The organism is Aeromicrobium sp. JP4 (assembly GCF_054957925.1).
In genome coordinates this window covers 846,696-872,115 of the sequence record NZ_CM143290.1, presented here as the reverse complement: position 1 = coordinate 872,115, position 25,420 = coordinate 846,696, and the positions used below count along the sequence as shown (strand labels likewise).

Sequence of the window (25,420 nt, the reverse complement as noted above, 5' to 3'; positions counted from 1 at the left end):
CGGCGTATCGAGACCACAGCGAGGCACCGTCATGATCCCCGGCACCAAGGCGGCGCGCCAGGCGCTGATCGCCGACCTGCTGGGCACGTGCGACGTGCGCTCGCAGGGCGACCTCGTCGACCTGTTGCGCGAGCGCGGGGTCACGGCGACGGCGTCCACGGTGTCGCGCGACCTCGACGAGCTCGACGCGGTGCGCGTGCGCCAGGGCGACGGCAGCCTCGTCTACGCCGTGCCGTCGGAGGGTGGCGACCGCAGCGTCCGCGCGGCGCCCGACTCCTCGGCGGCCCAGGTCCGGCTGCAGCGCTTGCTCCGCGAGCTGCTCGTCTCCGCGCAGTCCTCGGCGAACCTCGTGGTGCTGCGCACCCCGCCGGGAGCCGCGCAGTTCCTGGCCTCCGCGATCGACCACGTGCAGATGAGCGAGACGCTCGGCACGATCGCCGGTGACGACACGGTGATGCTGATCGCCCGTGACCCGGCCGGCGGCGAGGCCCTCGCCGCCCACCTCACCTCCCTCGCCCGTAAGGTGCCCACCGATGACTGACTCTCCCGACCTGACGCCCGCCGTGCCCGGCTCCACCGACGTCGAGGCCGCCGACTCCCGGCTCTGGGGCGGCCGGTTCGCCTCGGGCCCGTCGCCCGAGCTGACGGCCCTGTCGCGGTCGACGCACTTCGACTGGCGTCTCGCCCCGTACGACCTGGCCGGCTCGCGGGCGCACGCCCGCGTGCTGCACACCGCGGGCCTCCTCACCAACGACGACCTCGCCTCGATGATGGACGGCATCGCCGCCCTCGACGGCGACGTGCGGTCGGGCGCCTTCCGCCCCGAGCCCGGTGACGAGGACGTCCACTCGGCGCTCGAGCGCGGACTGATGGAGCGCCTCGGCGCCGACCTCGGGGGCCGCCTGCGCGCGGGCCGTTCCCGCAACGACCAGGTCGCCACGCTCTTCCGCGCCTACCTGCGCGACCACGCCCGCCAGGTCGCGTCGCTCCTGCGCGAGCTCGTGGAGGCCATCGCGGGTCAGGCCGAACGCCACCTCGGAGCGCCGATGCCCGGCCGCACGCACCTCCAGCACGCCCAGCCCGTACTCCTGTCGCACCACCTGCTGGCCCACGCCTGGCCGCTCGTGCGCGACCTCGACCGCCTGCGCGAGTGGGACGCCCGCGTGGGCTCGGAGTCCCCGTACGGCTCGGGTGCGCTCGCCGGATCCTCACTCGGTCTCGATCCCGAGGCGGTCGCGGCCGACCTCGGCTTCACCGGCTCGGCCGCCAACTCCATCGACGGCACCGCCGCGCGCGACTTCGTCGCCGAGTTCGCCTTCGTCGCCGCCCAGATCGGCGTCGACGTCTCGCGGATCGCCGAGGAGATCATCATCTGGAACACGAAGGAGTTCGACTTCGTCACGCTGCACGACGGGTACTCCACCGGGTCGAGCATCATGCCGCAGAAGAAGAACCCCGACATTGCCGAGCTCGCGCGCGGCAAGGCGGGCCGGCTGATCGGCAACCTGGCGGGGCTGCTCGCCACGCTGAAGGCTCTGCCGCTGGCCTACAACCGCGACCTCCAGGAGGACAAGGAGCCGGTCTTCGACTCGATCGACACCCTCGAGGTCCTGCTGCCCGCGTTCACCGGGATGGTCGCCACGCTCGAGTTCAACACCGCACGGATGGCCGAGCTCGCGCCGCAGGGCTTCGCGCTCGCCACCGACGTGGCCGAGTGGCTCGTCCGCGAGGGCGTCCCGTTCCGGGTGGCCCACGAGCTCTCCGGCGCCTGCGTCCGGGTGTGCGAGGAGCGCGGCATCGAGCTGTGGGACCTCTCCGACGAGGACTTCGCGCAGATCTCGCCGCACCTGGCGAACGCCTCCGAGCCCGGGGGAGTGCGCGAGGTGCTGACGCTCGCCGGCTCCATCGCCTCGCGCGACGGCCGCGGCGGCACCGCCCAGGCGCGCGTCACCGAGCAGCTGACCGAGCTCCGCTCGCGGCTCTGACGCGGACCCTCACCAGCGGTTGCGCGCCTCCTCGGCCCAGCCGAGGAGGCCGTCGAGGCGGTACTCCACGCCCTTGCCGCCGCGCGCCCATCCCGACCAGCGCCCGAAGGCCTGGTGCGTGCGTGAGGCGATCACGCCCAGCTGGGTCGAGGCCACGCGACGGTGGAAGGGCGTCAGGACCGCCTCGACGTCAGGCCCGGTGACGGTCCACGTCGACTCCGGGTCCTCGAGGTCGTACTCCCAGCGGAGGTCGTCGATCCAGTGGTGCAGGCGCCCGTCGACGAACAGCCCGTTCTCGGTCTGGCCGGTGCCGTCGGTCCACTTTCCGCCGAGCTGCAGTCCGATCCGGCGCCCGGAGACCTCGCCGCTGCCGGCGCCCCAGTTCCACGTCATGCGGTACGGCCAGATGCCCCGGCCTCGGTCGAGCACGCCCCAGCCGGCCACCACGGCCTCGCGCTCACCGTCGACCTCGATCGTGCCGCTGACAGGCCGGACCGGGTCCTTCAGCGTGTACTGGAAGCGCCGCGGGCTCCACGGCACGACGACCCCGAGCGCGTCGTCGCCGCCCTCCGCCTCGAGCGCGACCTTCACCCGCTCGTGGTCGACGCTCAGGCGCGTGCCCCGGCCGTGGTCGGCGAAGGTCAGTGGTCCGCTGGACGCGGTGATCGGCGGCAGCGCGTCGGGCAGTCCCGGGCGCAGGGGGCCCAGCTTCGTGGTGTCGAGGCTGACCTCGTGGCGGCGCAGCCGGTCGTAGGCATAGACCTGCGTGAGGTTCGCGTAGTCGAGGTCGGCGATCGTCAGACCCAGCACGAATCGCCGGGTGACGACGCCCCAGTACTCCCAGCGCTTCGCGCGGCCCGTCCACGGCAGGACCGTGCGGTGCAGCGGACGTCGCGTCCAGCCGACCGCGTCGGGATTCAGGCGGCGGCCCAGGGCCAGGTCGACCGGCTCGACGATCTCGGACATGCCTGAAGACTAGGGGGCTGGGAGCACCGCCGGCGCCCGGCGGCGCGCCGTCCCGGACGCTCCGGACCGCCGCCGCGATCTCGACGCTGCGTGCACCGGGACCGCCACCATCCTCTAATCTGGTGCCCATGGCTCGCCGCGTACTCCTCAAGCTCTCCGGTGAGGTCTTCGGAGGAGGTGCGATCGGCATCGACCCCGATGTCGTGAACGATGCCGCCTCCCAGGTCGCCACGGCCGTCCGCGAGGGGGTCCAGGTCGCGATCGTCGTCGGCGGTGGCAACTTCTTCCGCGGCGCCGAGCTCAGCCAGCGAGGCATGGAGCGCACGCGCGCCGACTACATCGGCATGCTCGGCACCGTCATGAACGCCCTCGCCCTGCAGGACTTCATCGAGAAGCAGGGGGTCGAGACGCGCGTGCAGTCCGCGATCGCGATGTCCCAGGTCGCCGAGCCGTACATCCCGCGCCGCGCGATCCGCCACATGGAGAAGGGTCGCGTCGTGATCTTCGGCGCCGGCGCCGGCATGCCCTACTTCTCCACCGACACGGTCTCGGCCCAGCGCGCACTGGAGATCAAGGCCGACGTCGTGCTGATGAGCAAGAACGGCGTCGACGGGGTCTACGACTCCGATCCGCGCCGCAACCCCGAGGCCCAGCGCTTCGACAGCCTGACCTTCAACGAGGCCCTCCAGCGCAACCTGCAGGTCGTCGACGCGGCCGCTTTCGCGCTGTGCATGGAGAACGAGCTGCCCATGATGGTGTTCAACATGAACGACGAGGGTGCGGTCACACGGGCCCTGCGTGGTGAGATGATCGGAACACTCGTCCACGCGTGAGCGTGGGCACCCCCGACGATGCAACGGAGCATGACGTGATCGACGAGACACTGCGCGATGCCGAGACCCGGATGAAGAAGGCGGTCGAGCACACTCGCGACGAGTTCGAAGGAATCCGGACCGGACGTGCCCACCCGGCGATGTTCGCCCAGATCACCGCGGAGTACTACGGCACGCCCACGCCGCTGCAGCAGCTGGCCAGCTTCCAGGTCCCCGAGGCCCGCACCGTGATCATCGCGCCCTTCGACCAGGGCGCCAAGGGCGCGATCGAGAAGGCCATCCGCGACTCCGACCTCGGCGTCAACCCGTCCGACGACGGCAAGGTGCTGCGCGTGACGCTGCCCGAGCTCACCGAGGAGCGTCGCAAGGAGTACATCAAGCTCGCCCGCTCCAAGGCCGAGGACGGCCGCATCGCGGTCCGCGGCGTGCGTCGCAGCGCCAAGCAGGCGCTCGACCGGGCCGAGAAGGACTCCGAGATCAGCAAGGACGACAACACCGGTGCGGAGAAGCGCCTCGACGGACTGACGAAGAAGCACGTCGACGAGATCGACGAGGCACTGAAGTCCAAAGAGGCAGAGCTCCTTGACGTCTGAGGTCCCCACTCCCGACGCGGCAGGCGAGAAGAAGACCGGTCGGGCAGGCCGCGACCTGCGCGCGGCGATCACGGTGGGCGTCAGCCTCGTCGCCCTGGTCCTGCTGTCGCTGTTCTGGGTCAAGGACCTGTTCGTCGCGGTCGCGGCCGTCGCCCTGGTGGTCGCCGCGATCGAGATCGCCCGTGCGCTGTCCACCGCCGGCATCCGCGTGCCGCTGCCGCCCGTGCTGGTCGGCGGCCTCGCGATGCTCGTCGTGGCGTTCTACGACGAGATGGACACCGCCGCGGCGATCATGGCGCTCACGGTCATCGCCACGATGGCGTGGCGCCTGCGCTCGGGCAGCGACGGCTTCGTCCGCGACGCCACCGCGGGCATCTTCCTGCTGTCGTACCTGTTCCTCATGGGCGTGTTCGTCATGCGCATGCTCGCCCCCGACGACGGCACGTGGCGGGTCGTGGCGTTCATCCTCGTGACGATCGCCTCCGACATCGGCGGCTACGCCGCGGGCGTCCTGTTCGGCAAGCACCCGATGGCGCCCACGATCTCGCCCAAGAAGTCCTGGGAGGGCTTCGCCGGCTCGATGGTCGCCAGCGTCGCCGCGGGCATCCTGATCGTCGTCTACGCCCTCGAGGGCCCCTGGTGGGCCGGCCTCGTGCTCGGTGTCGCCGGCGTCTGCTTCGCCACGCTCGGCGACCTGTGCGAGTCGCTCATCAAGCGCGACCTCGGCATCAAGGACATGGGCGACCTGCTTCCCGGCCACGGCGGTCTCATGGACCGGCTCGACTCGCTCATCGCCGTCGCGCCGGTGGCGTACCTGGTGATGTACCTCCTGGTCTGATCCATGACCGTCCTGCGCGACTACGCCGCCTCGGTGATCCAGCCGGCGTTGGGCCAGTCGGCCGCCCTCTACGACGAGGTGGCCAGTCCCGACGGCACCCTGCGCAACGCGTGGAAGCGGCTCGCGGCCGAGGCGGTCGACCTGACCCTGCCCGAGCTCACCCGCGTGGGTGACGAGATCGCGCGCCTGCTGGCCGACGAAGGCGCGGTCTACACGCCGCCCGGCGGCGAGCAGCGGTCGTGGCGGCTCGATCCGGTGCCGCTGGTCATCGCGGCCGAGGAGTGGGCCACGCTCGAGAAGGGCCTGGCCCAGCGGGCCGAGCTGCTCAACGCGATCTCGCTCGACCTCTACGGCCCGCAGGAGCTGCTCTCCAGCGGCACCCTGCCGCCGAGCATCGTCTTCGGCCACAGCGGCTTCCTGCGGGTGGTGGCACGCGCGAGCGCCGACCACCGCCGCCAGCTCGTCGTGACCGGCACCGACCTCGGACGCACGCCGACGGGGGAGTGGCAGGTCATCGCCGACCGGACGCAGGCGCCCTCCGGGATCGGCTTCGCGATGGAGAACCGCCGCGTGCTGTCACGCGTGCTCCCGGTCGCCTACCGCGAGGCGGGCCTGCACCGGCTCGCGCCGTTCTTCCAGGCCCTGCGCGTCTCCCTGACCCAGTCCGCGCCGCAGGGGCGCGAGAACCCGCGCATCGTGGTGCTGTCGCCGGGCCCGACCTCGGAGACCGCCTACGACCAGGCGTTCATCGCCACGGCGCTGGGCTTTCCGCTCGTCGAGGGCAGCGACCTCGTCGCGCGCGACGGCGCCGTCTGGATGCGGGTGCTCGGCCGCCTGGAGCGCGTCGACGTCGTACTGCGCCGCGTGGACGCCGAGTGGAGCGACCCGCTGGAGCTGCGCGGCGAGTCGCAGCTCGGCGTCACCGGCCTCACCGAGGCGGTCCGTCGCGGCACCGTCACCGTGGTCAACGGCCTCGGCTCGGGCGTCCTGGAGAACGCCGCGCTGCTGCCGTTCATGTCGGCGATGTGCGAGCAGCTGCTCGACGAGCCGCTGCGACTGGCCGGCGTCCCCACCGTCTGGGCCGGCACGCCCGAAGGCCGCGACCAGCTCCTGGACCGGCTCGACGAGCTCGTCGTCCGCCGGATCGACCCGCCGTTCGAGGTCGGCGGGACGTCGCGCGCCGATCTCGTCGCCGCGATCACCGCCGAGCCCCACCGCTACGTCGGCCAGGAGGTGGCCGCCGTCTCGGTCTCGCCCACGCTCGACCGGGGTCGCCTGCAGCCCCACGCGGTCACCCTGCGGGCGTTCACGCTGCGGCACGGCTCCAGCTACCGCCCGATGATCGGCGGGCTGGCCGCCGTCGCGCCCGTGGGCACCTCGCCCGAGGAGATCAGCACCAGCAAGGACGTCTGGGTGCTGAAGGAGTCGCCGGAGGAGCCCGACCAGGGCCTGCTCGACACGGCGCCCGTCGCCCACGCCCGCGCTCCGCTGACCCCCGTGCCGCGCGTGCTCGACGACCTCTTCTGGCTCGGCCGGTACGCCGAGCGGGTGGAGGACCTGCTGCGGCTGGCGATCGTCACGCACGAGCTGGCGGAGGACTTCCAGGGCCGTCCGGGCTCCAGCGGCGGCCAGACCCTCACCGTGGTCGCGCGACTGCTGCGGTCCCTCAGTCCGTCATCGCACGACCCCGCCGACTTCGAGGGCGACCTGCGCTCGATCCTGCTCGACGCCCGCCGCTCCGGCTCGGTCGCGCAGACGGTGGCGCGGCTCAAGGAGATCGCCCAGAGCGTGCGCGACCAGGTCTCGCCGGACCTGTTCCGGGTCTTCGGCGCGATGGACCGGGCTCGCGGTGCGCTGGCGGCCAACCCGCACGGCTGGCAGATCGGCGAGAGCGCCGGCCGCATGCTCACCGACATCCTCGCGCTGCACGGCGTCACCGGGAACATGGTCCGCGACGAGGGCTGGCACCTCATGGAGATCGGTCGGGGGATCGAGCGCAGCCTGCAGCTGTGCCACCTGATCGGCCCCACCCTGTCGGTGCGCCGCGGCATCGACGTCGATCGCAACGTCCACAACGCCGTCCTCCAGGCCGCCGAGAGCGCCATCACCCACCGGCGCCGGCACCGCGGCGTGGTCCGGGGCGCCTCCGTGCTCGACCTGCTGCTGCTCGACGAGTCGAACCCGCGCTCCCTGCTGTTCAACCTGCGCGCCATCGACGCCTCGCTGGCGACACTGCCGGGGTCGAGCGGCTCGACGCGCCCCGAGCGCCTCGTCGACGACCTGCTGGAGGAGCTCGACCGGCTCGACGTCGCCGCGCTGATGGCGATCGACGGCGAGAACCGGCCGAACTTCGTGCGGTTCGCCCAGGCCACGGCCCAGCAGCTCATGCGGCTGTCCGACGCGGTCGCCGAGGTGCACTTCGCCACCGGTCCCACGCCGCGCTCGCTGGCCTTCGCCACGGTGGGGTCGGGCGCATGAGGTACCGCGTGTGGCACCGCACCACCTACACCTACGACGACGACGTCTCGAACAGCTACGGCCTGGCGCACGTCGTGCCGCGGTCCTCGTCGTGGCAGCAGGTCGAGTCGGTGGACGTGCGGATCGAGCCCACGCCCGGCGACACCTCGCGCGACACCGACTATTACGGCAACACCGTCACCTACTTCCAGGTCACCGACCCGCACCGCACGCTCGTGGTGGACGCCACGAGCGAGGTCGAGGTGCAGGTTCCGGTGCACGACCCCGAGGCGCTCGCCACGCCGTGGGAGCTCGCCCGCCCGGCCGAGCGGCCCGACGTGCCGGGTGCGTGGCGCGCCGTCGACCTCGCGCTGCCGTCCACGCTGGTCGACCAGACCGAGCAGGCGCGCGACTACGCCGCCGTGTCGCTGACCCCGGGCCGCCCGGTCGGTGAGGCGGTCACCGACCTGATGCACCGGATCCACGCCGACTTCAGCTACGACAAGACCGCGACCACCGTGACGAGCCGGATCGACGACGTCTTCGCGCAGCGGGCCGGGGTCTGCCAGGACTTCGCCCACCTGACCCTGTCGTGCCTGCGCTCGCACGGACTGGCCGTGGCCTATGTCAGCGGCTACCTCGCCACGACGCCGCCCCCGGGCAAGGAGCGCGTCGTCGGTGCCGATGCCTCGCACGCGTGGGCGGCCGTGTGGCTGCCCGACGGCTCCTGGCTCGCGCTCGACCCGACGAACGACCACTGGGCCGACGACCGCTACGTCACGGTGGCGTGGGGCCGCGACTACAAGGACGTCCCGCCGGTGAAGGGCATCATCTACACCGACGCGCGGTCGTCCACCCTCGACGTGCAGGTGGACGTCGCGCCGCTCGCGTGATCTCGGCCTCGGCGGCCGTGTCGGACTGGCGCCACGGCGCCCGCGGGGGAAGGGTGGGGTCGTGCGTGCCTTCGAGTGTCGTCAGTGCGGCAACCCCCTCTACTTCGAGAACTCCACCTGCGTCTCCTGCGGCACGAAGCTGGGGTTCTCTCGCGAGGAGAAGGCGATCGTGCCCGTCGACGAGCAGGGCCGGTACGTCGATGCTGACGGATTCATCTGGTGGCTCTGCCGCAACCGTGAGCTGTCCTCGTGCACGTGGCTCACGCGCATCGAGGGCACGCTGTGCTTCAACTGCTCCCTGACCCGTACGCGCCCGGCGGACAGCGATCCCGCCGGCATGCGGGCGTTCCCGGGTGCCGAGTCGGCCAAGCGCCGGCTGATCGTCGAGCTCGACGCGCTCGAGCTGCCGATCGTCACGCGTGCCGAGGACCCGGCGAACGGCTTGGCCTTCGACCTGCTGTCGAGCGCCAACGTGCCGGTGACCACCGGCCACCAGAACGGCATCGTCACGATCGACCTGGCCGAGGGCGACAGCGTGCACCGCGAGCGACTGCGGCGTGACCTCGACGAGCCCTACCGCACCCTGCTGGGCCACTTCCGCCACGAGACGGGCCACTACTACGAGGAGCAGCTGGTCCGCGGCGACCTCCGTGACCGAGCCCGCGAGCTTTTCGGCGACGAGCGCCAGGACTACCAGGCGGCGCTCGACCGTCACTACGCCCAGGGGCCCCCGAAGGGGTGGCGCGACCGGTACATCAGCGCCTACGCGACGATGCACCCGTTCGAGGACTTCGCCGAGACGTTCGCTCACGTCCTCCACATCGCCGACACGATCGAGACCGCGCAGTCCTTCGGCCTGACGACCGTCGATGCGAGGGCGTTCCGGTCGTTCCGCGACCTGGTGACCGGTGTCTGGATCCCGCTGTCGGTCGCGCTGAACCAGATCAACCGCTCGATGGGCAAGGACCCGCTCTACCCGTTCGTGATCGCGGGGCCGGTGCTGGACAAGCTCGAGTTCGTCGCCTCGCTGTCGCCGCGCTACCGCTCGCTCTGAGGCGCCGACGCGCGGATTCGTTGCGGGTGGGCGCCATCTGGGACACTGGAGTCATGGCCAACGAGGTGAATGTCGCGGACGTCAATCCGAAGCCGCTGCCCCTCGTGATGGCACCGGCCCGCGGGCGGGGCAAGCCGCCGCGCCACCTCGCCGACCTCTCGGGCGACGAGCGCAAGACCGCGGCCGAGGAGCTCGGGCTCAAGCCGTACCGCGTCAAGCAGGTCGCGCACCACTACTACGCGCGCCACGAGCGCAATCCCGAGCTGATGACCGACCTCCCGGCGAAGGAGCGCGACGCGATCGTCGGAGCCCTGCTGCCGCCGCTGCTGTCGCAGGTGCGCGTGCTCGAGGCCGACAAGGGCACCACCCGCAAGACGCTGTGGCGCCTGTTCGACAACGCGCTCGTCGAGTCGGTGCTGATGCGCTACCCCGACCGCGCGACGATCTGCGTCTCCAGCCAGGCCGGTTGCGGCATGGCGTGCCCGTTCTGCGCCACCGGCCAGGGCGGCCTCCAGCGCAACATGAGCACGGCCGAGATCATCGACCAGGTCGTCGACGCCGCTCACCAGATGTCCTCCGGCGCAATCCCCGGCGGCCCCGGGCGGCTGTCGAACGTGGTCTTCATGGGCATGGGCGAGCCGATGGCCAACTACAAGGCCGTCATCGGCGCCGTGCGCCGCATGGTGGCGCCCGCCCCCGACGGCCTCGGCATGAGCGCCCGCAACATCACCGTGTCCACCGTGGGCCTCGTGCCGCGCATGCGCCAGCTGGCTGAGGAGGGCATCCCGGTCACCCTCGCGCTGAGCCTGCACGCGCCCGACGACGAGCTGCGCAACGAGCTGGTCCCGATCAACAACCGCTCCAGCGTCGCCGAGACGGTCGAGGCCGCGTGGAACTACGCGAAGACGACGAAGCGCCGCGTCTCGATCGAGTACGCGATGATGCGCGACATCAACGACCAGGCCTGGCGCGCCGACATGCTGGGCGACGTCCTGAACTCCTACGGCGACTGGGGCTGGGTGCACGTCAACCTCATCCCGCTGAACCCGACGCCGGGCTCCATGTGGACCGCCTCGCGCCGCGAGGACGAGCGCGAGTTCGTCCGCCGCCTCGAGGCCAAGGGCATCCCGACGACGGTCCGCGACACCCGCGGCTCCGACATCGACGGCGCCTGCGGCCAGCTCGCCGCCGCCGAGTAGCCCGCCCCCTCTCCACTTGTGGAAAGGGATGCACCCCGGATGCGCCGAGTGGCGTGCATCCGTTTCCAAAAGTGGACGCCGGGGACCGGGCGCGAGCCTCAGAGGCGGCCGGCGTCGTGCATCGTGATGGCCACCTGCACGCGGTTGGTGGCGTCCAGCTTGGCGAAGATCCGCGAGATGTGCGCCTTCACCGTGGCCAGGCTCATGAACAGCTCGCCGGCGATCTCGGCATTCGACCGACCGTGCCCGACGGCTCGCGCGACGTCCAGCTCGCGCTCGGTCAGCGTGGCGACGAGCCGCTCGGCGTCGGTCCGGCGGTGGTCGGTCGAGTCGGCCGTGACCTGGCGGATGAGGTTCTGCGTCACGGCGGGCGACAGCATCGGCTCACCGGCCATCACCGCCTCGATCGCCTCGACGATCCGCGGGGGAGGGGTGTCCTTCAGCAGGAAGCCCGCCGCGCCGGCGGCCAGGGCCCGCACGATGTGGTCGTCGGCGTCGAACGTCGTGAGCACCAGGACCTTCGGCGCCCGTGGCTCCGCGGAGATCGCGCGGGTCGCCTCGATGCCGTCCATCACGGGCATGCGCAGGTCCATCAGCACCAGGTCCACAGGCTGCTCGCGCACCGCCGCCACGGCCTCGCGCCCGTTCGCCGCCTCGGCGACGACCTCGATCGTCTTCGCGCCCCCGAGGATGAGGGCCAGGCCGGCGCGCACCAGGGGGTCGTCGTCGGTCAGCAGGACTCGGGTCAGGCGCTCCACGGCAACCACACTCTCAGGACGTGGTGGCCGGACACGGTCCCGTGATGCAGCCGGCCTCCGGCGAGCTCGGCCCGTTCTGTCAGGCCCACCAGTCCGAGGCCGGACTCCGGGAAGTCGGGCGATCGGCCACCGGCCGGCAGGGGGTTCGACACCTCGATCACGAGTCCGTCGTCCGCACCGCCCGTCACCAGCAGCGTGACGCGAGCGTGCGGCGCGTGCTTCGCCGCGTTGGTCAGCCCCTCCTGCACGACGCGGTAGGCAGTGCGCCCGATCGGGTCGGGGATCGTTGCCGGATCGATCCGGTCGTCGTACTGCAGGTTCATGCCGGAGTCGCGGAACTGCGCGACGAGTCCGGCGATGGCGCCGGCCGTGGGCTGGGGCGGCTCGGGGGCGCCGTCGCCGACGTCGTCACGCAGCACGCCGAGCACCTCGCGCAGCTCGATCAGCGCGAGCCGTGAGCTCTGCTCGATGACCGACGCGGTGCGCTTGATCTCCTCGGGCTCGAGGTCGTCGCGGAAGGTCAGGGCGCCGGCGTGCATCGTCACCATCGAGATCCGGTGGGCGAGGACGTCGTGCATCTCGCGGGCGATCCGGGCGCGCTCGGCCGTGCGGGCCTGCGAGACGCGGGCGCTCTGCTCGGACTCGGCGCGCTCGGCCCGCTCCTGCAGCGTCGCTAGCAGCTCACGCCGCGACCCCACGTACATGCCCCAGCCGACGGTGATCCCGACGATCGCGACGACGAAGCCCGCGTTGAACAGGCGCAGGCCCGACTCGACCGTGGGGTCGATGCCCACGAAGACGAAGGCCGAGAGCATCGTGACGGCGCTGACGGGGATGATCTCGCCCCAGCGCCGGCGGGTGGACAGCGAGAACAGGGCGAGCGTCGCCGGACCGCCCGCGGTGGTGGCGAAGGCGCTGGCGACGTTCGTCACCAGGGCCACCGTGACGGGGAACCGGCGGCGCCAGAACATGAGCACGAAGCAGGCGATTCCGACCGCGAGGTCGAGCCACCACCACCAGCGCGCGTTCTCCCACTGCCACGGGAACAGGGTCCACCAGGCGAGAGCGCTGATGCAGAGGACCAGCACGGTGCGCCACGCGTGACCCCACACGCTGAGGGGAGGGGGCGGGGGCGTCACCGCCTCAGGATAGGGCCGCCACCGCGGGCGCCACATCGCCCCACGGACGCACCGACCCCCTACTTTCGGCTATCAGGAAAAGCGTGTCGGGGGCTGTCTGGTGCCGGTCGGACACGGCAGGGTGGGACCCATGATCGAAGTCCAGAGTCTGTCCAAGTCGTACGGCGACTTCCGCGCCGTCGACGACGTCTCGTTCGTGTGCCGGCCAGGGCGCGTCACCGGGTTCCTCGGACCCAACGGTGCCGGCAAGTCCACGGCGATGCGCATGATCGCCGGCCTGACCCGCCCCTCCGGCGGCTCCGCCACCATCGGCGGCTCGGCGTACGCCGACATCCCGAACCCCGCCACGCAGGTCGGCGTGCTGCTCGACGCCTCGGCCCAGCACGGCGGCCGCACCGGCCGCGAGGTGCTCGTCATCGGCGCCCGCGCCATGGGCCTGCCCATGTCGCGCGTCGACGAGATGCTCGCCCTCGTCGGCCTCACGCCGAAGGAGGCCAAGCGCCGCGTCCGCAACTACTCGCTCGGCATGCGCCAGCGCCTCGGCATCGCCCACGCGCTGCTGGGCGACCCGAAGGTCCTCATCCTCGACGAGCCGGCGAACGGCCTCGACCCGGCCGGCATCCACTGGATGCGCCAGCTGCTGCGCGAGTACGCCAACCGCGGCGGCACCGTGATGCTCTCGTCGCACCTGCTGCACGAGATCCAGATCATCGCCGACGACCTCATCGTCATCGGGCACGGCCGGATCGTCGCCAGCGGCACGAAGGACGAGCTGCTGAAGACCGCGGGATCCCGCGTCCGGGCCCGCGACCAGGTCGCCCTGCTCGAGGCCCTGAAGGGCGCCGGGCTGGAGGCGATCGTCGCGTCCGACGCGGTCACCTCTCCGGCGTCGCCCGAGGAGGTCGGCCTGGCCGCCGCGAAGGCCGGGGTGCCCCTGCTCGAGCTGCGCGAGGCCGACGGAGCCGGCCTGGAGGCCATGTTCCTGCAGCTCACCGCCGAAGACCAGCGCGATCTCATCGCCACCGAAGGAGTCCAGTCATGAGCACCACCACGACCGGGTCGACGATCGACCTGTCCCGCCCCGCGATCCCCTTCGGCCGCGAGGTGAGGGTCGAGCTGCGCAAGATGTTCGACACCCGCGGCGGCCTGTGGCTGTTCATCATCACCGGCGGGCTCCTGCTCCTGGCCATGGCGCTCACGCTGCTCGTGCTGGCCCTCAACGACGACGTGACGATCACGGCCTCGGGCTTCGCCCAGATCATGACCATCCCGCTGTCGATCCTGCTGCCGGTGTTCGCGATCCTCACCGTGAGCAGCGAGTGGAGCCAGCGCACGCACCTGACCACCTTCAGCCTGCAGCCCCACCGCGGCCGCGTCATCGGTGCGAAGTTCGCCGCCGTCACGCTGCTCGCGCTGGGCACGCTCGTGCTGGCGGCCGTCTTCGGTGCTCTCGGCAACGTCCTCTACGGCATGCTCACCGACCACGACGTCGTCTGGAACCTCACGGGCAAGGAGCTGTTCTGGACCGTCGTGCTGCAGCTGGCGTTCTTCTGGATGGCGTTCGCGTTCGCGTCGCTGCTGCTGAACACGCCGGCCGCGGTGGCCAGCTTCTACGTCGTCGCGCTGATCCTGCCGGTCGTGGCGTACCCCATCCTGATGGCCATCTTCGAGTGGGCGCGCGACCTGCTGCCGTGGCTGGACTTCAACTACGCGGCCACGCCGCTGATCTCCGGCGAGACCGTCATGGGCGAGTCGGTCGACGTCGGGGCGCTGGAGTACCTGCGCTTCGCGTTCACCTTCTGCCTCTGGGTGGTCCTGCCCGGCGTGCTCGGCTTCCTGAGGATCCAGCGCACCGAAGTGAAGTGAGGCCGAGCCGTCGGCGCGGTGGTCGCTCGCTAGGTTGGATCGCATGTCCGACCTGCTGACCACCGCGCGCGACGGCGACGTCGTCGTGCTGACCCTGCGCCGGCCCGACCGGCGCAACGCCCTCAACCTGGCGCTGTGCCGCGAGCTGCACGAGGCCGCGACCGGCGCGGTCGAGCAGGGCGCGCGTGTCCTCGTCGTGACGGGGGAGGGGTCGGCCTTCTGCGCCGGCGCCGACCTCGACGGCGTCTACGGTGACGAGTTCATCGAGGCGCTCTACCGGATGCTGCACCACCTCGCGAAGGCGCCGGTGCCGATCATCGCGGCCGTCAACGGCCCGGCGATCGGCGCGGGCACGCAGCTTGCCATCGCGTGCGACCTGCGCGTGGTGGACGAGAGGGCCAGGTTCGCCGTCCCCACCGCGCGCAACGGCATGGCGGTCGATGCCTGGACGATCCGCACGCTGGCCGACCTCGCCGGCACCGGGCGCGCCCGTCGCGTCATGCTCGCCGCCGACACGATCGATCGCGACGAGGCGCTCGACTGCGGCCTGGCCGACCGCGCGGGAACCCTCGACGACGCGATCGCGTGGGCGCACGAGATCGCCCGCCTCGCACCGCTGACGCTGGCCCACAACAAGCTCGTCCTCAACGGCTCGACCGACGACGACGAGCGCATCACGCAGAGCTTCGCCGACGTCTGGGCCAGCGAGGACGTCAAGGAGGCGGCCCTGGCCCGCACCGAGAAGCGCGACCCGATCTTCAGGGGGATCTGATGGCACGACCGCAGAGCATCGCCTTCCGCGCGCTGGACTCCCACGTCGTCGCAGGGCGCGCCGACGAGCTGGCGCTCGTCACGGCCACCGGCTCGCTCTCGTACGCGCAGCTGCTGCACGAGTCGGCGTCGCTCGCCGGTGGGCTCCGCGACCTCGGCCTGCGTGCCGGGGCGCCCGTGCGGCTCTCCGTCTCCGACCGGCACACCTGGGTCGTGAGCGTGCTCGCCGTCGTGCGTCTGGGCGCCGAGCCCGCGAGCGACGCCTCGTTCGCGATCGAGGGCGATCCGGCCACGATCCACGACGGCGAGGAGGAGTACGAGCTCGACCTCGTCCTGCGCGCCGGCCGCGTCGATCCGGCCCCGGCCGCCGTGCACGACGAGGGCGACTACGGCGAGCGGATGGAGCGCGCGTACGGCGACGTGCTGGCCACCCTCCTGCACGGTGGCACGCTGACCTGACCGGTTCGCGGGGGACGACCCCGCGTTCGTCCGCCGGTGCCACAATGGAGCCCATGAGTTCGCGGGTGGTCGTCCTGGGCTCCACCGGGTCGATCGGCACGCAGGCGCTCGACGTGGTGCGAGCCAATCCGGACCGGTTCGACGTGGTGGCGCTGGCCGCCGGAGGCGCCGATCCGGCGACCCTGGCGTCCCAAGCGCTGGAGTTCGGCGTCGAGGTGGTCGCGGTCGCCAACGCCACCTCCGCGCAGGACGTGCAGCTGGCCCTCTACGCCGAGGCGCAGCGGCGCGGCTGGTCGGCGGGGGAGTACCGCCTGCCCCGGCTCGTGACCGGCCCCGAGGCGGCCGTCCAGGCCGCGCGCGTGCCCGCCGACACGGTCCTCAACGGCATGACCGGAGCGGTCGGACTGATGCCCACGCTGGCTGCGCTCGAGACCGGCGCCACGCTTGCTCTGGCGAACAAGGAGTCGCTCATCATCGGCGGCGACCTGGTGCTCGACGCCGCGAAGCCGGGCCAGCTCGTGCCGGTGGACTCCGAGCACTCCGCGCTCGCCCAGGCCCTGCGGGGCGAGGAGCCCGAGGACGTGCGGCGTCTCGTGCTGACCGCCAGCGGCGGTCCGTTCCGCGGCCGCACCCGTGAGGAGTTGCGCGACGTCACGCCCGAGCAGGCGGCGGCGCACCCCACGTGGGACATGGGCCCGGTGATCACGATCAACTCGGCCACGCTCGTCAACAAGGGCCTCGAGGTCATCGAGGCGCATCTGCTCTTCGGGATCGGCTACGACCGGATCGAGGTCGTGGTGCACCCCACGTCGGTGGTCCACTCGATGGTGGAGTTCGTCGACGGCTCCACGATGGCGCAGGCGTCCCCGCCCGACATGCGGCTGCCGATCGCGCTCGGCCTGGCGTGGCCGCGCCGGGTTCCCGGCGCAGTCCCGCCCTGCGATTGGAGCGCGCCCACCGCGTGGGAGTTCTTCCCGCTCGACGACACAGCCTTCCCCGCCATCCGCGTCGCCCGTCGCGCCGGTGAGTTCGGTCGCACCGCCCCCGCCGTGTTCAACGCCGCCAACGAGGTCTGCGTCGACGCCTTCGTGGCCGGCGACCTCGACTTCCTTGGCATCGTCGACACCGTCGCCGAGATCGTCGACGACCACCTCGCCGACCCCGACGCCGCCACCGGCGACCTGTCGGTCGAGCGGGTCCTCGAGTCCGACGCCCGCGCCCGAGCTCGCGCTCGCGAGGTCGTCGCCGCACGGGCCGAGGTGACCAGCCGATGATGTACGCCCTCGGAGTCGTCCTCTTCCTCATCGGCGTGGCCGCCTCGATCGCGCTGCACGAGGTCGGGCACATGTGGCCCGCCAAGAAGTTCGGCATCAAGGTCACGCAGTACTTCGTCGGCTTCGGCCGCACCCTGTGGTCGGTCAAGCGCGGCGAGACCGAGTACGGCCTCAAGGCCATCCCGCTCGGCGGCTTCGTGAAGCTCGTCGGCATGCTCCCGCCCGAGCGCGAGGAGCGCGACCGCGAGGGTCACCTCGTCGTGCGCTCCTCGAACACGGGCCTGTTCACCCAGATGGCCACCGACGCCCGTGCCGCGGAGTACGAGGACATCGACCCGGCCGACGAGGACCGCCTGTTCTACCGCAAGCCGTGGTGGCAGAAGGTCATCGTCATGGCTGGCGGGCCCACGGTGAACCTGTTCATCGCCACCCTGCTGTTCTCGATCTCCTTCATGGCGTTCGGGGTGCCCACGCCCACCACCACGGTCTCGGCGGTGTCCGACTGCGCGATCACCGACGCGGAGGCCGGCCGCGCGTGCACCGATGCCGACCCCGTCACGCCGGCGCGCCAGGCGGGCCTCGAGCCGGGCGACGTCCTGACGACGTTCAACGGCGAGCCGCTCGACGACTGGACCGAGGTCACCACGCTGATCCGCCGCAACGGCGACAGCGAGGCCACGATCGGGTTCGAGCGCGACGGCGCCGAGCGCGAAGTCACGGTGAACACCTCGGTGCTCGCGCGGGCCGCCGTCGACGACCCCGATCGCACCGAGAACGTGGGCTTCCTCGGCGTTTCCCCGACCTTCGTCACCGAGCGGCAGGGCCCGAGCTTCGTCGTCGTCCAGATGGGGGACATGATCGGCGCCACGGCGAACGCGCTGGTCCACCTGCCGGCGCGCATGGTCGACGTCGCCAAGGCGGCCTTCGGGGCCGAGCGGGACGCCGAGGGACCGGTCAGCGTCGTCGGCGCCAGCCGCGTCGCCGGTGAGCTCGTGACGTACGACGACCCCACGTGGGCCGAGCGCACCCAGCGCCTCATCAGCCTGCTGGCCAGCCTCAACCTCTTCCTGTGGCTGTTCAACCTGATCCCGCTGCTGCCGCTCGACGGCGGGCACATCGCCGGCGCCCTGTGGGAGCAGATCCGCCGCACGTTCGCACGCCTGCGCGGACGGCCCGATCCGGGCTTCGTGGACGTCGCGAAGATGCTGCCGGTCGCCTATGGGGTTGGGCTCGTCCTTATAGTCATGGGTGTGGTCCTGATCTATGCCGACATCGTCAATCCGGTGAGGCTCTCGTGACCGGCATCGACCTCGGAATGCCCGAGGCCCCGCCGCCGGTGCTCGCCCCTCGCCGTCCCACCCGCAAGATCAAGGTGGGCTCGCTCGACGTGGGCGGTGACGCCCCGATCTCGGTCCAGTCGATGACCACCACGCTGACGTCGGACATCAACTCCACGCTGCAGCAGATCGCCGAGCTGACCGCCGCCGGCTGTGACATCGTGCGCGTCGCGTGCCCGAGCCAGGACGATGCCGAGGCCCTGCCCGCGATCGCGAGGAAGTCGCAGATCCCGGTCATCGCCGACATCCACTTCCAGCCCAAGTACGTGTTCGCCGCGATCGACGCCGGCTGCGCCGCGGTCCGCGTCAACCCGGGCAACATCCGCAAGTTCGACGACCAGGTCGGCGCGATCGCCAAGGCCGCCAAGGACGCGGGCGTCTCGCTGCGCATCGGCGTCAACGCGGGATCCCTCGACAAGCGCCTGCTGGAGAAGTACGGCAAGGCCACGCCCGAGGCGCTCGTCGAGTCGGCCGTCTGGGAGGCCTCGCTCTTCGAGGAGCACGACTTCCACGACTTCAAGATCTCGGTCAAGCACAACGACCCCGTCGTCATGGTGGCCGCCTACGAGATGCTCTCCGAGCGCGGCGACTGGCCGTTGCACCTGGGCGTCACCGAGGCGGGTCCGGCCTTCCAGGGCACGATCAAGAGCGCCACCGCCTTCGGCGCGCTGCTCAGCAAGGGCATCGGCGACACGATCCGCGTCTCCCTCTCGGCCCCGCCGGTCGAGGAGGTCAAGGTCGGCATCCAGATCCTCCAGTCGCTCAACCTGCGCCCGCGCAAGCTCGAGATCGTCTCGTGCCCGTCGTGCGGGCGCGCGCAGGTCGACGTCTACACGCTGGCCGAGCAGGTCACCGCCGGTCTCGACGGCCTCGAGGTGCCGCTGCGCGTCGCCGTCATGGGCTGCGTCGTCAACGGTCCCGGTGAGGCCCGTGAGGCCGACCTCGGCGTCGCTTCCGGCAACGGCAAGGGCCAGATCTTCGTCAAGGGCGAGGTCATCAAGACCGTGCCCGAGAGCCAGATCGTCGAGACCCTCATCGAAGAGGCGATGCGCATCGCCGAGACGATGGAGCCGGTCGACGGCGGCTCGGCGTCCGTCTCCGTCTCCTGAAGTCCTCGGTCCGTCGGCTGACGCCCGGGTAGGCTTTTGCCATGACCGAGGTCTGCGATCCGCCCGCAGCGACGTCCTCCTACGTGAGGCCGTTGGGACGAGCCGACCTCGATCTCATCCACGACGTGCTCGATCGTGAGCCGCTCGTCGACATGTTCGTGCGCCATCGCGTCGACTCGACCCGGCTCGACCGGCGCTGGTTCGGCGCCGAGCTGTGGGGCTACTTCGAGGACGGCGAGGCCGTCTCGCTGCTGCACGTGGGGGCCAACGTCGTCCCGGCCCAGGCCACGCCCGCGGCGATCGACGCGTTCAGCGACCGGCTCCTGACCCACGGCCACAAGCCCAGCTCGCTTGTCGGCCCGGCCAAGGCCGTCCTGCCCCTGTGGGACCGGGTCAAGCACGAGTGGGGCCCGGCGCGCTCACCACGACCCAACCAGCCGTTCATGGTGCTCAAGCACGACAGCGACGTCCCGCTCGACCCGCGAGTGCGTCCGGTCGGGATCGACCAGGTCGACACGCTCTACCCGGCCTGCGTGGCCATGTTCACCGAGGAGGTCGGGATCCATCCCGAGTCGGTGGGCTCGCCGAGCGGCTACCGCGCCCGTGTCACCCAGCTGGTGACGATGGGCTGGTCCTACGCGATCATCGAGGACGGCACGGTGCTGTTCAAGACCGAGGTGGGCGCCGCGACCGACACCGGGTGCCAGCTCCAGGGGGTCTGGGTGCACCCCGACCTGCGGGGCACCGGAGTCGCCGCCCCGGCCCTCGCCTCGGTGATCCGCCAGGTGCGCCGCTCCGTCGCGCCGGCCGTCACCCTCTACGTCAACTCCCACAACACCCCGGCCCTCCGCACGTACCAGCGTGTCGGCTTCCGCCACGTCGAGACGTTCGCCTCGATCCTGCTCTGAGAGGTCCCATGACCCGCCGCACCGACCTGGCGCTCGTCGCCGTCCCCTTCGCCGTGTCCGGCGTCATCCACCTCGTGCGACCCGAGGTCTTCGAGCGGATCGTGCCGCGCTTCCTGCCGCGTCACCGCGAGCTCGTGCTGGCCTCCGGTGTGGCCGAGCTGGTCTGCGCGGCGGCCGTGATCGCGCCGCCCACCCGCCGCATCGGTGCGCTGGCGTCCGCGGGGCTGCTGGCCGCGGTGTTCCCGGCGAACGTGCAGATGGCGGTCGACGTGGTCGGCAGCCGCCGCGCCTCCCCGGCCTACAAGGCGGGCGTCGTCGCCCGGCTACCGCTGCAGTGGCCGCTGATCCGCGCGGCGCTCAACCTCGCGCGCTCCGGCCGCTCCTGAACCCGTCGGGCGGCCACGGCGGCCCGTGCCCCAGCCGATAACCTCGTGCCATGCGCATGAGCCAGCTGTTCCTCCGTACCCTGCGCGACGATCCCGCCGATGCCGAGGTGCCGAGCCACAAGCTGCTCGTCCGCGCCGGCTACGTGCGTCGCGTCGCCCCCGGCATCTACTCGTGGCTGCCGCTGGGGCTGCGGGTGCTGGCGAAGGTCGAGGCGATCGTCCGTGAGGAGATGGCCGCGATCGGCGGCCAGGAGGTGCGCTTCCCGGCGCTGCTGCCGCGCGACCCCTACGAGGCCACCGATCGCTGGACCGAGTACGGCGACAACCTCTTCCGGCTGAAGGACCGCCGCGGCAACGACATGCTGCTCGGTCCCACCCACGAGGAAATGTTCACCCTGCTGGTGAAGGACACGTTCTCGTCCTACAAGGACCTGCCCGCGATCCTCTACCAGATCCAGACGAAGTACCGCGACGAGGCGCGTCCCCGCGCGGGCATCCTGCGCGGCCGGGAGTTCATCATGAAGGACTCGTACTCGTTCGACGTCACCGACGAGGGCCTCGAGAAGGCCTACCAGGCGCACCGCGCCGCCTACATCCGCGTGTTCGACCGGCTCGGCTTCGACTACGTGATCGTCCAGGCCGACTCCGGTGCGATGGGCGGCTCGGCGAGCGAGGAGTTCCTCGTCGTCTCCGAGACCGGCGAGGACACGTTCGTCCGTTCGCCCGGTGGCTACGCGGCCAACGTCGAGGCCGTGACCACCGTGGTACCCGACGCGATCGCGTTCGACGGGCTGCCCGCCGCGCACGCGGAGCTGACGCCCGACACGCCCACGATCGAGACCCTCGTCGACCACGCGAACGCGGCGTTCCCGCGCGACGACCGTCCGTGGACGGCCGCCGACACGCTCAAGAACGTCCTCGTGATGCTGCGCCACCCCGACGGCTCCACCGAGCCGCTGGCGATCGGCCTGCCCGGCGACCGCGAGGTCGACACGAAGCGGCTCGAGGCCCAGGTGTCGCCTGCCGAGATCGAGCCCTTCGACGACGCCGGGTTCGCGAAGTACCCGGCGCTGGCCAAGGGCTACATCGGCCCCGGCGTGCTCGGCACCGAGAACGCCACCGGCATCCGCTACCTCACCGACCCGCGCGTCGTGGACGGCTCCAGCTGGATCACGGGCGCCGACGTGCACGGCTCCCACGTCTTCGACCTCGTGGCCGGCCGCGACTTCACGTCCGACGGCACGATCGAGGCCGCCGAGGTGCGTCCGGGCGATCCCGCGCCCGACGGCTCGGGCCCGCTCGAGCTGGCCCGGGGCATGGAGATGGGTCACATCTTCCAGCTCGGGCGCAAGTACGCCGAGCGGCTCGGCCTGCAGGTGCTCGACGAGAACGGCAAGCTCGTTACCGTCACGATGGGCTCCTACGGCGTCGGCGTCTCGCGCGCCGTGGCCGCCGTGGTCGAGGGCTCGTACGACGAGTCGGGCATCGTCTGGCCCAAGGAGGTCGCGCCGTTCGACGTCCACCTCGTCGTCGCGGGCAAGGCGCCCGAGCTGTTCGAGGGCGCCGACGCCATCGTCGCCGACCTCGAGACGGCCGGCTTCGACGTGCTCTACGACGACCGTCCGAAGATGTCGCCGGGCGTGAAGTTCAAGGACGCCGAGCTGATCGGCGTGCCGACGATCGTCGTGGTGGGCAAGGGCCTGGTCGACGGCGTCGTCGAGCTCAAGGACCGTGCCACCGGCGAGCGCACCGACGTGCCCGTGGGCGAGCTCGCCGCCACCCTCACCGCCCGCGCCTGACGCGCCCGGGCACGTCAGTCGAGGCCGGGGAAGGGCTGCGGCTCGCCGCCCCAGCGCACCTCGGCCACCGCGGCCGCGCGCAGGCCGCGTACCGCTCGGTCGCGGGCCTGGTCGGCGGTGGCGGCGACGAGTCGCACGCACGCCGCGGCGATGCGCGCCTCCACGTCGCGCACCAGGGCGCGAGCCGCCTTCGCGTTCGTGGGCTCGGGGACGTCGTAGGACGGCTGGGTGGCCACGGGGGAGCCGCCGAGCTCCCGGACCACGTCGCCGAGGCGGTCGCGGACGGTCGAGTGGGCCGCGAGCGCGTCTTCCGCGGCGTCGGCCAGCGCGGGGACGCGGGCGCCCACGAGGCCCAAGGTCCAGATCGCCTCGTGCTCGAGGGCCAGCCAGCGCTGCGTGAGGCGCAGCTCGGTCGCCGTGCTCACGTCAGCGTCACCGCCTGGGCGAGGCCGGCGGACATCGCCGCGAGCACCTGGGCGAACTCCGGCGCGATGGCCGCGCGGGCGTCGATGGCCCGGTGGCGGGAGGCGGTGCGCAGGGCGGCGCCGAGATCACCGGCGCCCGTCCCGGTGCCGGGGGTCGCGCCCAGCTGCTCCAGCTGCGCGGAGAGCAGCGTGACCGCGGGCGCGTTCGCGGCACCGCGGGCGACGGCCAGCACACGCTGCTGGTCCTCGATGACGGCCCGCATGAGCGAGGTGTCCTCGGGCCGGGGGAGCGGCTTCGGTGTCGCGCCGACCGCGCGCAGGGCGTCGTCGAAGGTGTCGGTGACGAACAGTCCCGCCAGTCCCACGGCCGCTCCGCCCGCGGCGGCGATCACGACGCGTCGGCTGCTCACGACCGCAGACTACCGACCGCGACCTCTTCGCTAGGGTGGGGCAGTACGGAAGACAACTGAACAGGAGCACCCGATGACCACTTCCCCCACGGACCGGATATCGAGTCTCCTCGAACCCGTCGTCACCGCCCTCGGCCTCGACCTCGACGAGGTCGAGCTTCTCGGCAAGAACGAGAACCGCCGCCTGCTGGTCGCCGTCGACCGCGACGGTGGCGTCGACATCGACACGATCGCCCAGGTCACGCGCGCCGTCTCCGCCGCCCTCGACGAGTCCGACGTCATGGGCGAGAGCCGCTACACGCTCGAGGTCGCCTCGCGCGGCGTCGACCGCCCCCTCCTCGAGCCGCGCCACTGGCGCCGCAACGCCGGCCGCGTCGTCGCGGTCGAGCTGGTCGACGGCGAGCGCTTCGAGGCCCGCATCCGCGCCAGCGACGACACCGGGGTCGACCTGGCCGTCAAGGGCGACACCACCCGCTTCCCGTACGACGAGATCGTCAAGGCCGTCGTGCAGATCGAGCTGAACCGGAAGGACGTCTGATGGACATCGACATGTCGGCGCTGCGGATGCTGGAGCGCGAGAAGGGGATCGGCTTCGACCTCGTCGTCGACGCGATCGAGACCGCGCTGCTCTCGGCGTACCACAAGACCGCGGGTGCCCAGCAGCACGCGAGGGTCGAGCTCGACCGCAAGACCGGTCACGTCACGGTGTGGGCGCGCGAGCGCCTCGAGGCGCCCCCGTCCGAGGACGGCGAGACGCCCGCCGCCACGTTCACCGAGGAGTTCGACGACACCCCCGAGGACTTCGGCCGCTTCGCCGCGTCCGTCGCGCGCCAGCTGATCATGCAGCGGATCCGCGACGTCGAGGACGAGCGCAAGTTCGGCGAGTTCTCCGGCAAGGTCGGCGACATCGTCTCCGGCGTGATCCAGCAGGGCCGCTCGCCCGGCGACGTGTTCATCGACCTCGGCTCGATCGAGGCCGTGCTGCCGCTGAACGAGCGGGTCCCCGAGGAGCGGTACGCCCACGGCGAGCGCATCAAGGCCTACGTCTACGAGGTCGAGCGCGGCCTGCGCGGCCCTCGCGTGAAGGTGTCGCGCACGCACCCGAACCTGGTGAAGCTGCTGTTCGCTCTCGAGTCGCCCGAGATCGCCGACGGCTCGGTCGAGATCGCGGCGATCGCCCGCGAGGCCGGACACCGCACGAAGATCGCCGTTCACGCCACCGCCGCCGGCGTGAACCCCAAGGGCGCCTGCATCGGCCCGATGGGCCAGCGCGTGCGCGCGGTCATGACCGAGCTGCACGGGGAGAAGATCGACATCGTCGACTTCAGCGAGAACCCGGCCGAGTTCATCGCCTACGCGCTGTCCCCGGCGCAGGTGAAGGGCGTCACGATCGTCGACGAAACCACGCGATCGGCGCGCGTCGTCGTCCCCGACTTCCAGCTGTCGCTCGCGATCGGCAAGGAGGGCCAGAACGCCCGCCTCGCAGCGAAGCTGACCGGTTGGCGCATCGACATCCGGCCCGACACGGCACCCACGCCGGGTGGCGATTCGGCGTCCACTCGGTAGAGCCGCTAGACTGGACTGTGGTGATTCGTACGTGCGTCGGCTGTCGTCAGCGTGCGGAGAAGTCCACCCTGGTGAGAGTCGTCGCCGGTCGGAGCCCCGCGGGAAGCACCGTGGAGCCCGACCCAGACGGATCTCGGCCGGGCCGCGGTGCGCATCTGCACCCCGCGGAACGGTGCCTGCAACTCGCTCTTGACCGGCGAGCGTTCGTCAGGGCCCTTCGTCTCGAAGGTCCCCTCGACACCGACGCCGTCGCCGCTTGGGTGCGAGCCGAGGCCCACAGCAGAGCCTGACCACTGTGGCACCGACCGGTGCCGCTCGAAACGGAAATCGGAGCACACGCTCATGAGCACTCGATGAGTACTGCGCAATGAAGATGCACCGCGCAATGAGCCTGT

General features: G+C 71.6%; 27 protein-coding genes. 22 read left to right on the top strand and 5 right to left on the bottom strand.

Annotated elements, in window-relative coordinates; all coding sequences use genetic code 11:
* The first annotated feature begins 31 nt into the window (after positions 1-31).
* A complete protein-coding gene (locus ACY1JX_RS04290; protein ID WP_286929741.1) occupies positions 32-541 on the top strand; it encodes an arginine repressor in 510 nt (169 codons plus the stop codon).
* Entirely contained in the window at positions 534-1,985 is a 1,452-nt protein-coding gene (gene argH / locus ACY1JX_RS04285) for an argininosuccinate lyase (protein ID WP_462565305.1), read from the top strand. The genes ACY1JX_RS04290 and argH overlap by 8 nt, the downstream gene beginning before the upstream one ends.
* 9 nt (positions 1,986-1,994) lie before the next feature.
* On the opposite strand, the gene ACY1JX_RS04280 is transcribed toward argH, so the two are convergent.
* On the bottom strand, positions 1,995-2,951 hold the full coding sequence (locus ACY1JX_RS04280; RefSeq protein ID WP_462565304.1) for a DUF2804 domain-containing protein: 957 nt from the start codon (positions 2,949-2,951) through the stop codon (positions 1,995-1,997).
* Positions 2,952-3,079: 128 nt separating this feature from the next.
* Here ACY1JX_RS04280 and pyrH point away from each other — a divergent pair, with 128 nt between their 5' ends.
* The 7 genes from pyrH to rlmN all read left to right on the top strand — a co-directional run bounded on the left by pyrH (position 3,080) and on the right by rlmN (position 10,818).
* On the top strand, positions 3,080-3,784 hold the full coding sequence (gene pyrH / locus ACY1JX_RS04275) for a UMP kinase (protein WP_172806220.1): 705 nt from the start codon (positions 3,080-3,082) through the stop codon (positions 3,782-3,784).
* A gap of 38 nt (positions 3,785-3,822) precedes the next feature.
* Entirely contained in the window at positions 3,823-4,377 is a 555-nt protein-coding gene (frr, locus tag ACY1JX_RS04270) for a ribosome recycling factor (protein ID WP_181756224.1), read from the top strand.
* Positions 4,367-5,215, top strand: coding sequence for a phosphatidate cytidylyltransferase (locus ACY1JX_RS04265; RefSeq protein ID WP_181755421.1), 849 nt, complete (start codon positions 4,367-4,369; stop codon positions 5,213-5,215). The genes frr and ACY1JX_RS04265 overlap by 11 nt, the downstream gene beginning before the upstream one ends.
* A 3-nt stretch (positions 5,216-5,218) precedes the next feature.
* The gene (locus ACY1JX_RS04260; protein WP_462565303.1) at positions 5,219-7,693 is read left to right on the top strand and encodes a circularly permuted type 2 ATP-grasp protein; all 2,475 of its coding nucleotides are present in this window, start codon (positions 5,219-5,221) and stop codon (positions 7,691-7,693) included.
* Positions 7,690-8,565, top strand: coding sequence for a transglutaminase family protein (locus tag ACY1JX_RS04255; RefSeq protein WP_181755423.1), 876 nt, complete (start codon positions 7,690-7,692; stop codon positions 8,563-8,565). Before ACY1JX_RS04260 ends, ACY1JX_RS04255 begins: the two co-directional genes overlap by 4 nt.
* A gap of 61 nt (positions 8,566-8,626) precedes the next feature.
* Positions 8,627-9,619, top strand: coding sequence for a zinc-binding metallopeptidase family protein (locus ACY1JX_RS04250; protein ID WP_462565302.1), 993 nt, complete (start codon positions 8,627-8,629; stop codon positions 9,617-9,619).
* A 53-nt stretch (positions 9,620-9,672) separates the two neighbouring features.
* Entirely contained in the window at positions 9,673-10,818 is a 1,146-nt protein-coding gene (gene rlmN, locus ACY1JX_RS04245) for a dual-specificity RNA methyltransferase RlmN (protein ID WP_462565301.1), read from the top strand.
* A gap of 98 nt (positions 10,819-10,916) precedes the next feature.
* Here rlmN and ACY1JX_RS04240 read toward each other — a convergent pair whose 3' ends face one another.
* Positions 10,917-11,567, bottom strand: coding sequence for a response regulator (locus ACY1JX_RS04240; protein WP_462565869.1), 651 nt, complete (start codon positions 11,565-11,567; stop codon positions 10,917-10,919).
* Positions 11,564-12,715: a sensor histidine kinase gene (locus ACY1JX_RS04235; RefSeq protein ID WP_462565300.1), complete on the bottom strand. Its 1,152-nt coding sequence runs from the start codon at positions 12,713-12,715 to the stop codon at positions 11,564-11,566. Before ACY1JX_RS04235 ends, ACY1JX_RS04240 begins: the two co-directional genes overlap by 4 nt.
* A 130-nt stretch (positions 12,716-12,845) precedes the next feature.
* On the opposite strand from ACY1JX_RS04235, the gene ACY1JX_RS04230 reads away from it, so the two are divergent.
* The 10 genes from ACY1JX_RS04230 to ACY1JX_RS04185 are packed head-to-tail and all read left to right on the top strand — an operon-like array spanning position 12,846 to position 22,624.
* Positions 12,846-13,757, top strand: a complete 912-nt coding sequence (locus tag ACY1JX_RS04230) for an ABC transporter ATP-binding protein (protein WP_462565299.1) — start codon at positions 12,846-12,848, stop codon at positions 13,755-13,757.
* Positions 13,754-14,581 (top strand): hypothetical protein, encoded by an 828-nt coding sequence (locus ACY1JX_RS04225; RefSeq protein WP_462565298.1) that lies wholly within the window; start codon positions 13,754-13,756, stop codon positions 14,579-14,581. The genes ACY1JX_RS04230 and ACY1JX_RS04225 overlap by 4 nt, the downstream gene beginning before the upstream one ends.
* A gap of 43 nt (positions 14,582-14,624) precedes the next feature.
* Positions 14,625-15,353 carry an enoyl-CoA hydratase gene (locus tag ACY1JX_RS04220; RefSeq protein ID WP_462565297.1) on the top strand — a complete coding sequence of 243 codons (729 nt, stop codon included), beginning with the start codon at positions 14,625-14,627 and terminating at the stop codon, positions 15,351-15,353.
* Positions 15,353-15,811, top strand: a complete 459-nt coding sequence (locus ACY1JX_RS04215) for an AMP-binding protein (protein ID WP_462565296.1) — start codon at positions 15,353-15,355, stop codon at positions 15,809-15,811. The genes ACY1JX_RS04220 and ACY1JX_RS04215 overlap by 1 nt, the downstream gene beginning before the upstream one ends.
* 53 nt (positions 15,812-15,864) lie before the next feature.
* A complete protein-coding gene (dxr, locus tag ACY1JX_RS04210) occupies positions 15,865-17,085 on the top strand; it encodes a 1-deoxy-D-xylulose-5-phosphate reductoisomerase (RefSeq protein ID WP_462565295.1) in 1,221 nt (406 codons plus the stop codon).
* Positions 17,082-18,383 carry a M50 family metallopeptidase gene (locus ACY1JX_RS04205; RefSeq protein WP_462565294.1) on the top strand — a complete coding sequence of 434 codons (1,302 nt, stop codon included), beginning with the start codon at positions 17,082-17,084 and terminating at the stop codon, positions 18,381-18,383. Before dxr ends, ACY1JX_RS04205 begins: the two co-directional genes overlap by 4 nt.
* 17 nt (positions 18,384-18,400) lie before the next feature.
* Complete coding sequence (gene ispG, locus ACY1JX_RS04200; RefSeq protein ID WP_286929775.1) at positions 18,401-19,531, top strand: flavodoxin-dependent (E)-4-hydroxy-3-methylbut-2-enyl-diphosphate synthase; 1,131 nt, start codon at positions 18,401-18,403, stop codon at positions 19,529-19,531.
* 41 nt (positions 19,532-19,572) lie between these two features.
* Complete coding sequence (locus tag ACY1JX_RS04195) at positions 19,573-20,439, top strand: GNAT family N-acetyltransferase (protein ID WP_181755433.1); 867 nt, start codon at positions 19,573-19,575, stop codon at positions 20,437-20,439.
* Positions 20,440-20,447: 8 nt separating this feature from the next.
* A complete protein-coding gene (locus tag ACY1JX_RS04190) occupies positions 20,448-20,825 on the top strand; it encodes a DoxX family protein (RefSeq protein ID WP_181755434.1) in 378 nt (125 codons plus the stop codon).
* A 56-nt stretch (positions 20,826-20,881) separates the two neighbouring features.
* Positions 20,882-22,624, top strand: coding sequence for a proline--tRNA ligase (locus ACY1JX_RS04185; RefSeq protein ID WP_462565868.1), 1,743 nt, complete (start codon positions 20,882-20,884; stop codon positions 22,622-22,624).
* Between the two features lie 14 nt (positions 22,625-22,638).
* Here the strand turns inward: ACY1JX_RS04185 and ACY1JX_RS04180 are convergent, their stop codons facing one another.
* Positions 22,639-23,049, bottom strand: a complete 411-nt coding sequence (locus ACY1JX_RS04180) for a DUF4439 domain-containing protein (protein WP_286929757.1) — start codon at positions 23,047-23,049, stop codon at positions 22,639-22,641.
* Entirely contained in the window at positions 23,046-23,459 is a 414-nt protein-coding gene (locus ACY1JX_RS04175; RefSeq protein WP_181755436.1) for a hypothetical protein, read from the bottom strand. The genes ACY1JX_RS04180 and ACY1JX_RS04175 overlap by 4 nt, the downstream gene beginning before the upstream one ends.
* A gap of 73 nt (positions 23,460-23,532) precedes the next feature.
* On the opposite strand from ACY1JX_RS04175, the gene rimP reads away from it, so the two are divergent.
* The 3 genes from rimP to ACY1JX_RS04160 are packed head-to-tail and all read left to right on the top strand — an operon-like array spanning position 23,533 to position 25,315.
* Entirely contained in the window at positions 23,533-23,997 is a 465-nt protein-coding gene (rimP, locus tag ACY1JX_RS04170; protein WP_181755437.1) for a ribosome maturation factor RimP, read from the top strand.
* Positions 23,997-25,025, top strand: coding sequence for a transcription termination factor NusA (gene nusA, locus ACY1JX_RS04165; protein WP_462565293.1), 1,029 nt, complete (start codon positions 23,997-23,999; stop codon positions 25,023-25,025). Before rimP ends, nusA begins: the two co-directional genes overlap by 1 nt.
* A gap of 17 nt (positions 25,026-25,042) precedes the next feature.
* Positions 25,043-25,315 carry a DUF448 domain-containing protein gene (locus ACY1JX_RS04160; protein WP_181755439.1) on the top strand — a complete coding sequence of 91 codons (273 nt, stop codon included), beginning with the start codon at positions 25,043-25,045 and terminating at the stop codon, positions 25,313-25,315.
* Positions 25,316-25,420 lie beyond the last annotated feature (105 nt).

Bases quoted from the DNA above. Each gene is read 5' to 3' on its own strand.
- ACY1JX_RS04190 (WP_181755434.1), top strand. From the start codon at position 20,448: ATGACCCGCCGCACCGACCTGGCGCTCGTCGCCGTCCCCTTCGCCGTG.
- ACY1JX_RS04225 (WP_462565298.1), top strand. From the start codon at position 13,754: ATGAGCACCACCACGACCGGGTCGACGATCGACCTGTCCCGCCCCGCG.
- ACY1JX_RS04195 (WP_181755433.1), top strand. From the start codon at position 19,573: ATGACCGAGGTCTGCGATCCGCCCGCAGCGACGTCCTCCTACGTGAGG.
- argH (WP_462565305.1), top strand. From the start codon at position 534: ATGACTGACTCTCCCGACCTGACGCCCGCCGTGCCCGGCTCCACCGAC.
- ACY1JX_RS04205 (WP_462565294.1), top strand. From the start codon at position 17,082: ATGATGTACGCCCTCGGAGTCGTCCTCTTCCTCATCGGCGTGGCCGCC.
- ACY1JX_RS04185 (WP_462565868.1), top strand. From the start codon at position 20,882: ATGAGCCAGCTGTTCCTCCGTACCCTGCGCGACGATCCCGCCGATGCC.
- ACY1JX_RS04255 (WP_181755423.1), top strand. From the start codon at position 7,690: ATGAGGTACCGCGTGTGGCACCGCACCACCTACACCTACGACGACGAC.
- rimP (WP_181755437.1), top strand. From the start codon at position 23,533: ATGACCACTTCCCCCACGGACCGGATATCGAGTCTCCTCGAACCCGTC.
- ACY1JX_RS04215 (WP_462565296.1), top strand. From the start codon at position 15,353: ATGGCACGACCGCAGAGCATCGCCTTCCGCGCGCTGGACTCCCACGTC.
- ACY1JX_RS04220 (WP_462565297.1), top strand. From the start codon at position 14,625: ATGTCCGACCTGCTGACCACCGCGCGCGACGGCGACGTCGTCGTGCTG.
- ACY1JX_RS04290 (WP_286929741.1), top strand. From the start codon at position 32: ATGATCCCCGGCACCAAGGCGGCGCGCCAGGCGCTGATCGCCGACCTG.
- ispG (WP_286929775.1), top strand. From the start codon at position 18,401: ATGCCCGAGGCCCCGCCGCCGGTGCTCGCCCCTCGCCGTCCCACCCGC.
- rlmN (WP_462565301.1), top strand. From the start codon at position 9,673: ATGGCCAACGAGGTGAATGTCGCGGACGTCAATCCGAAGCCGCTGCCC.
- ACY1JX_RS04230 (WP_462565299.1), top strand. From the start codon at position 12,846: ATGATCGAAGTCCAGAGTCTGTCCAAGTCGTACGGCGACTTCCGCGCC.
- nusA (WP_462565293.1), top strand. From the start codon at position 23,997: ATGGACATCGACATGTCGGCGCTGCGGATGCTGGAGCGCGAGAAGGGG.
- ACY1JX_RS04260 (WP_462565303.1), top strand. From the start codon at position 5,219: ATGACCGTCCTGCGCGACTACGCCGCCTCGGTGATCCAGCCGGCGTTG.
- pyrH (WP_172806220.1), top strand. From the start codon at position 3,080: ATGGCTCGCCGCGTACTCCTCAAGCTCTCCGGTGAGGTCTTCGGAGGA.
- ACY1JX_RS04280 (WP_462565304.1), bottom strand. From the start codon at position 2,951: ATGTCCGAGATCGTCGAGCCGGTCGACCTGGCCCTGGGCCGCCGCCTG.
- dxr (WP_462565295.1), top strand. From the start codon at position 15,865: ATGAGTTCGCGGGTGGTCGTCCTGGGCTCCACCGGGTCGATCGGCACG.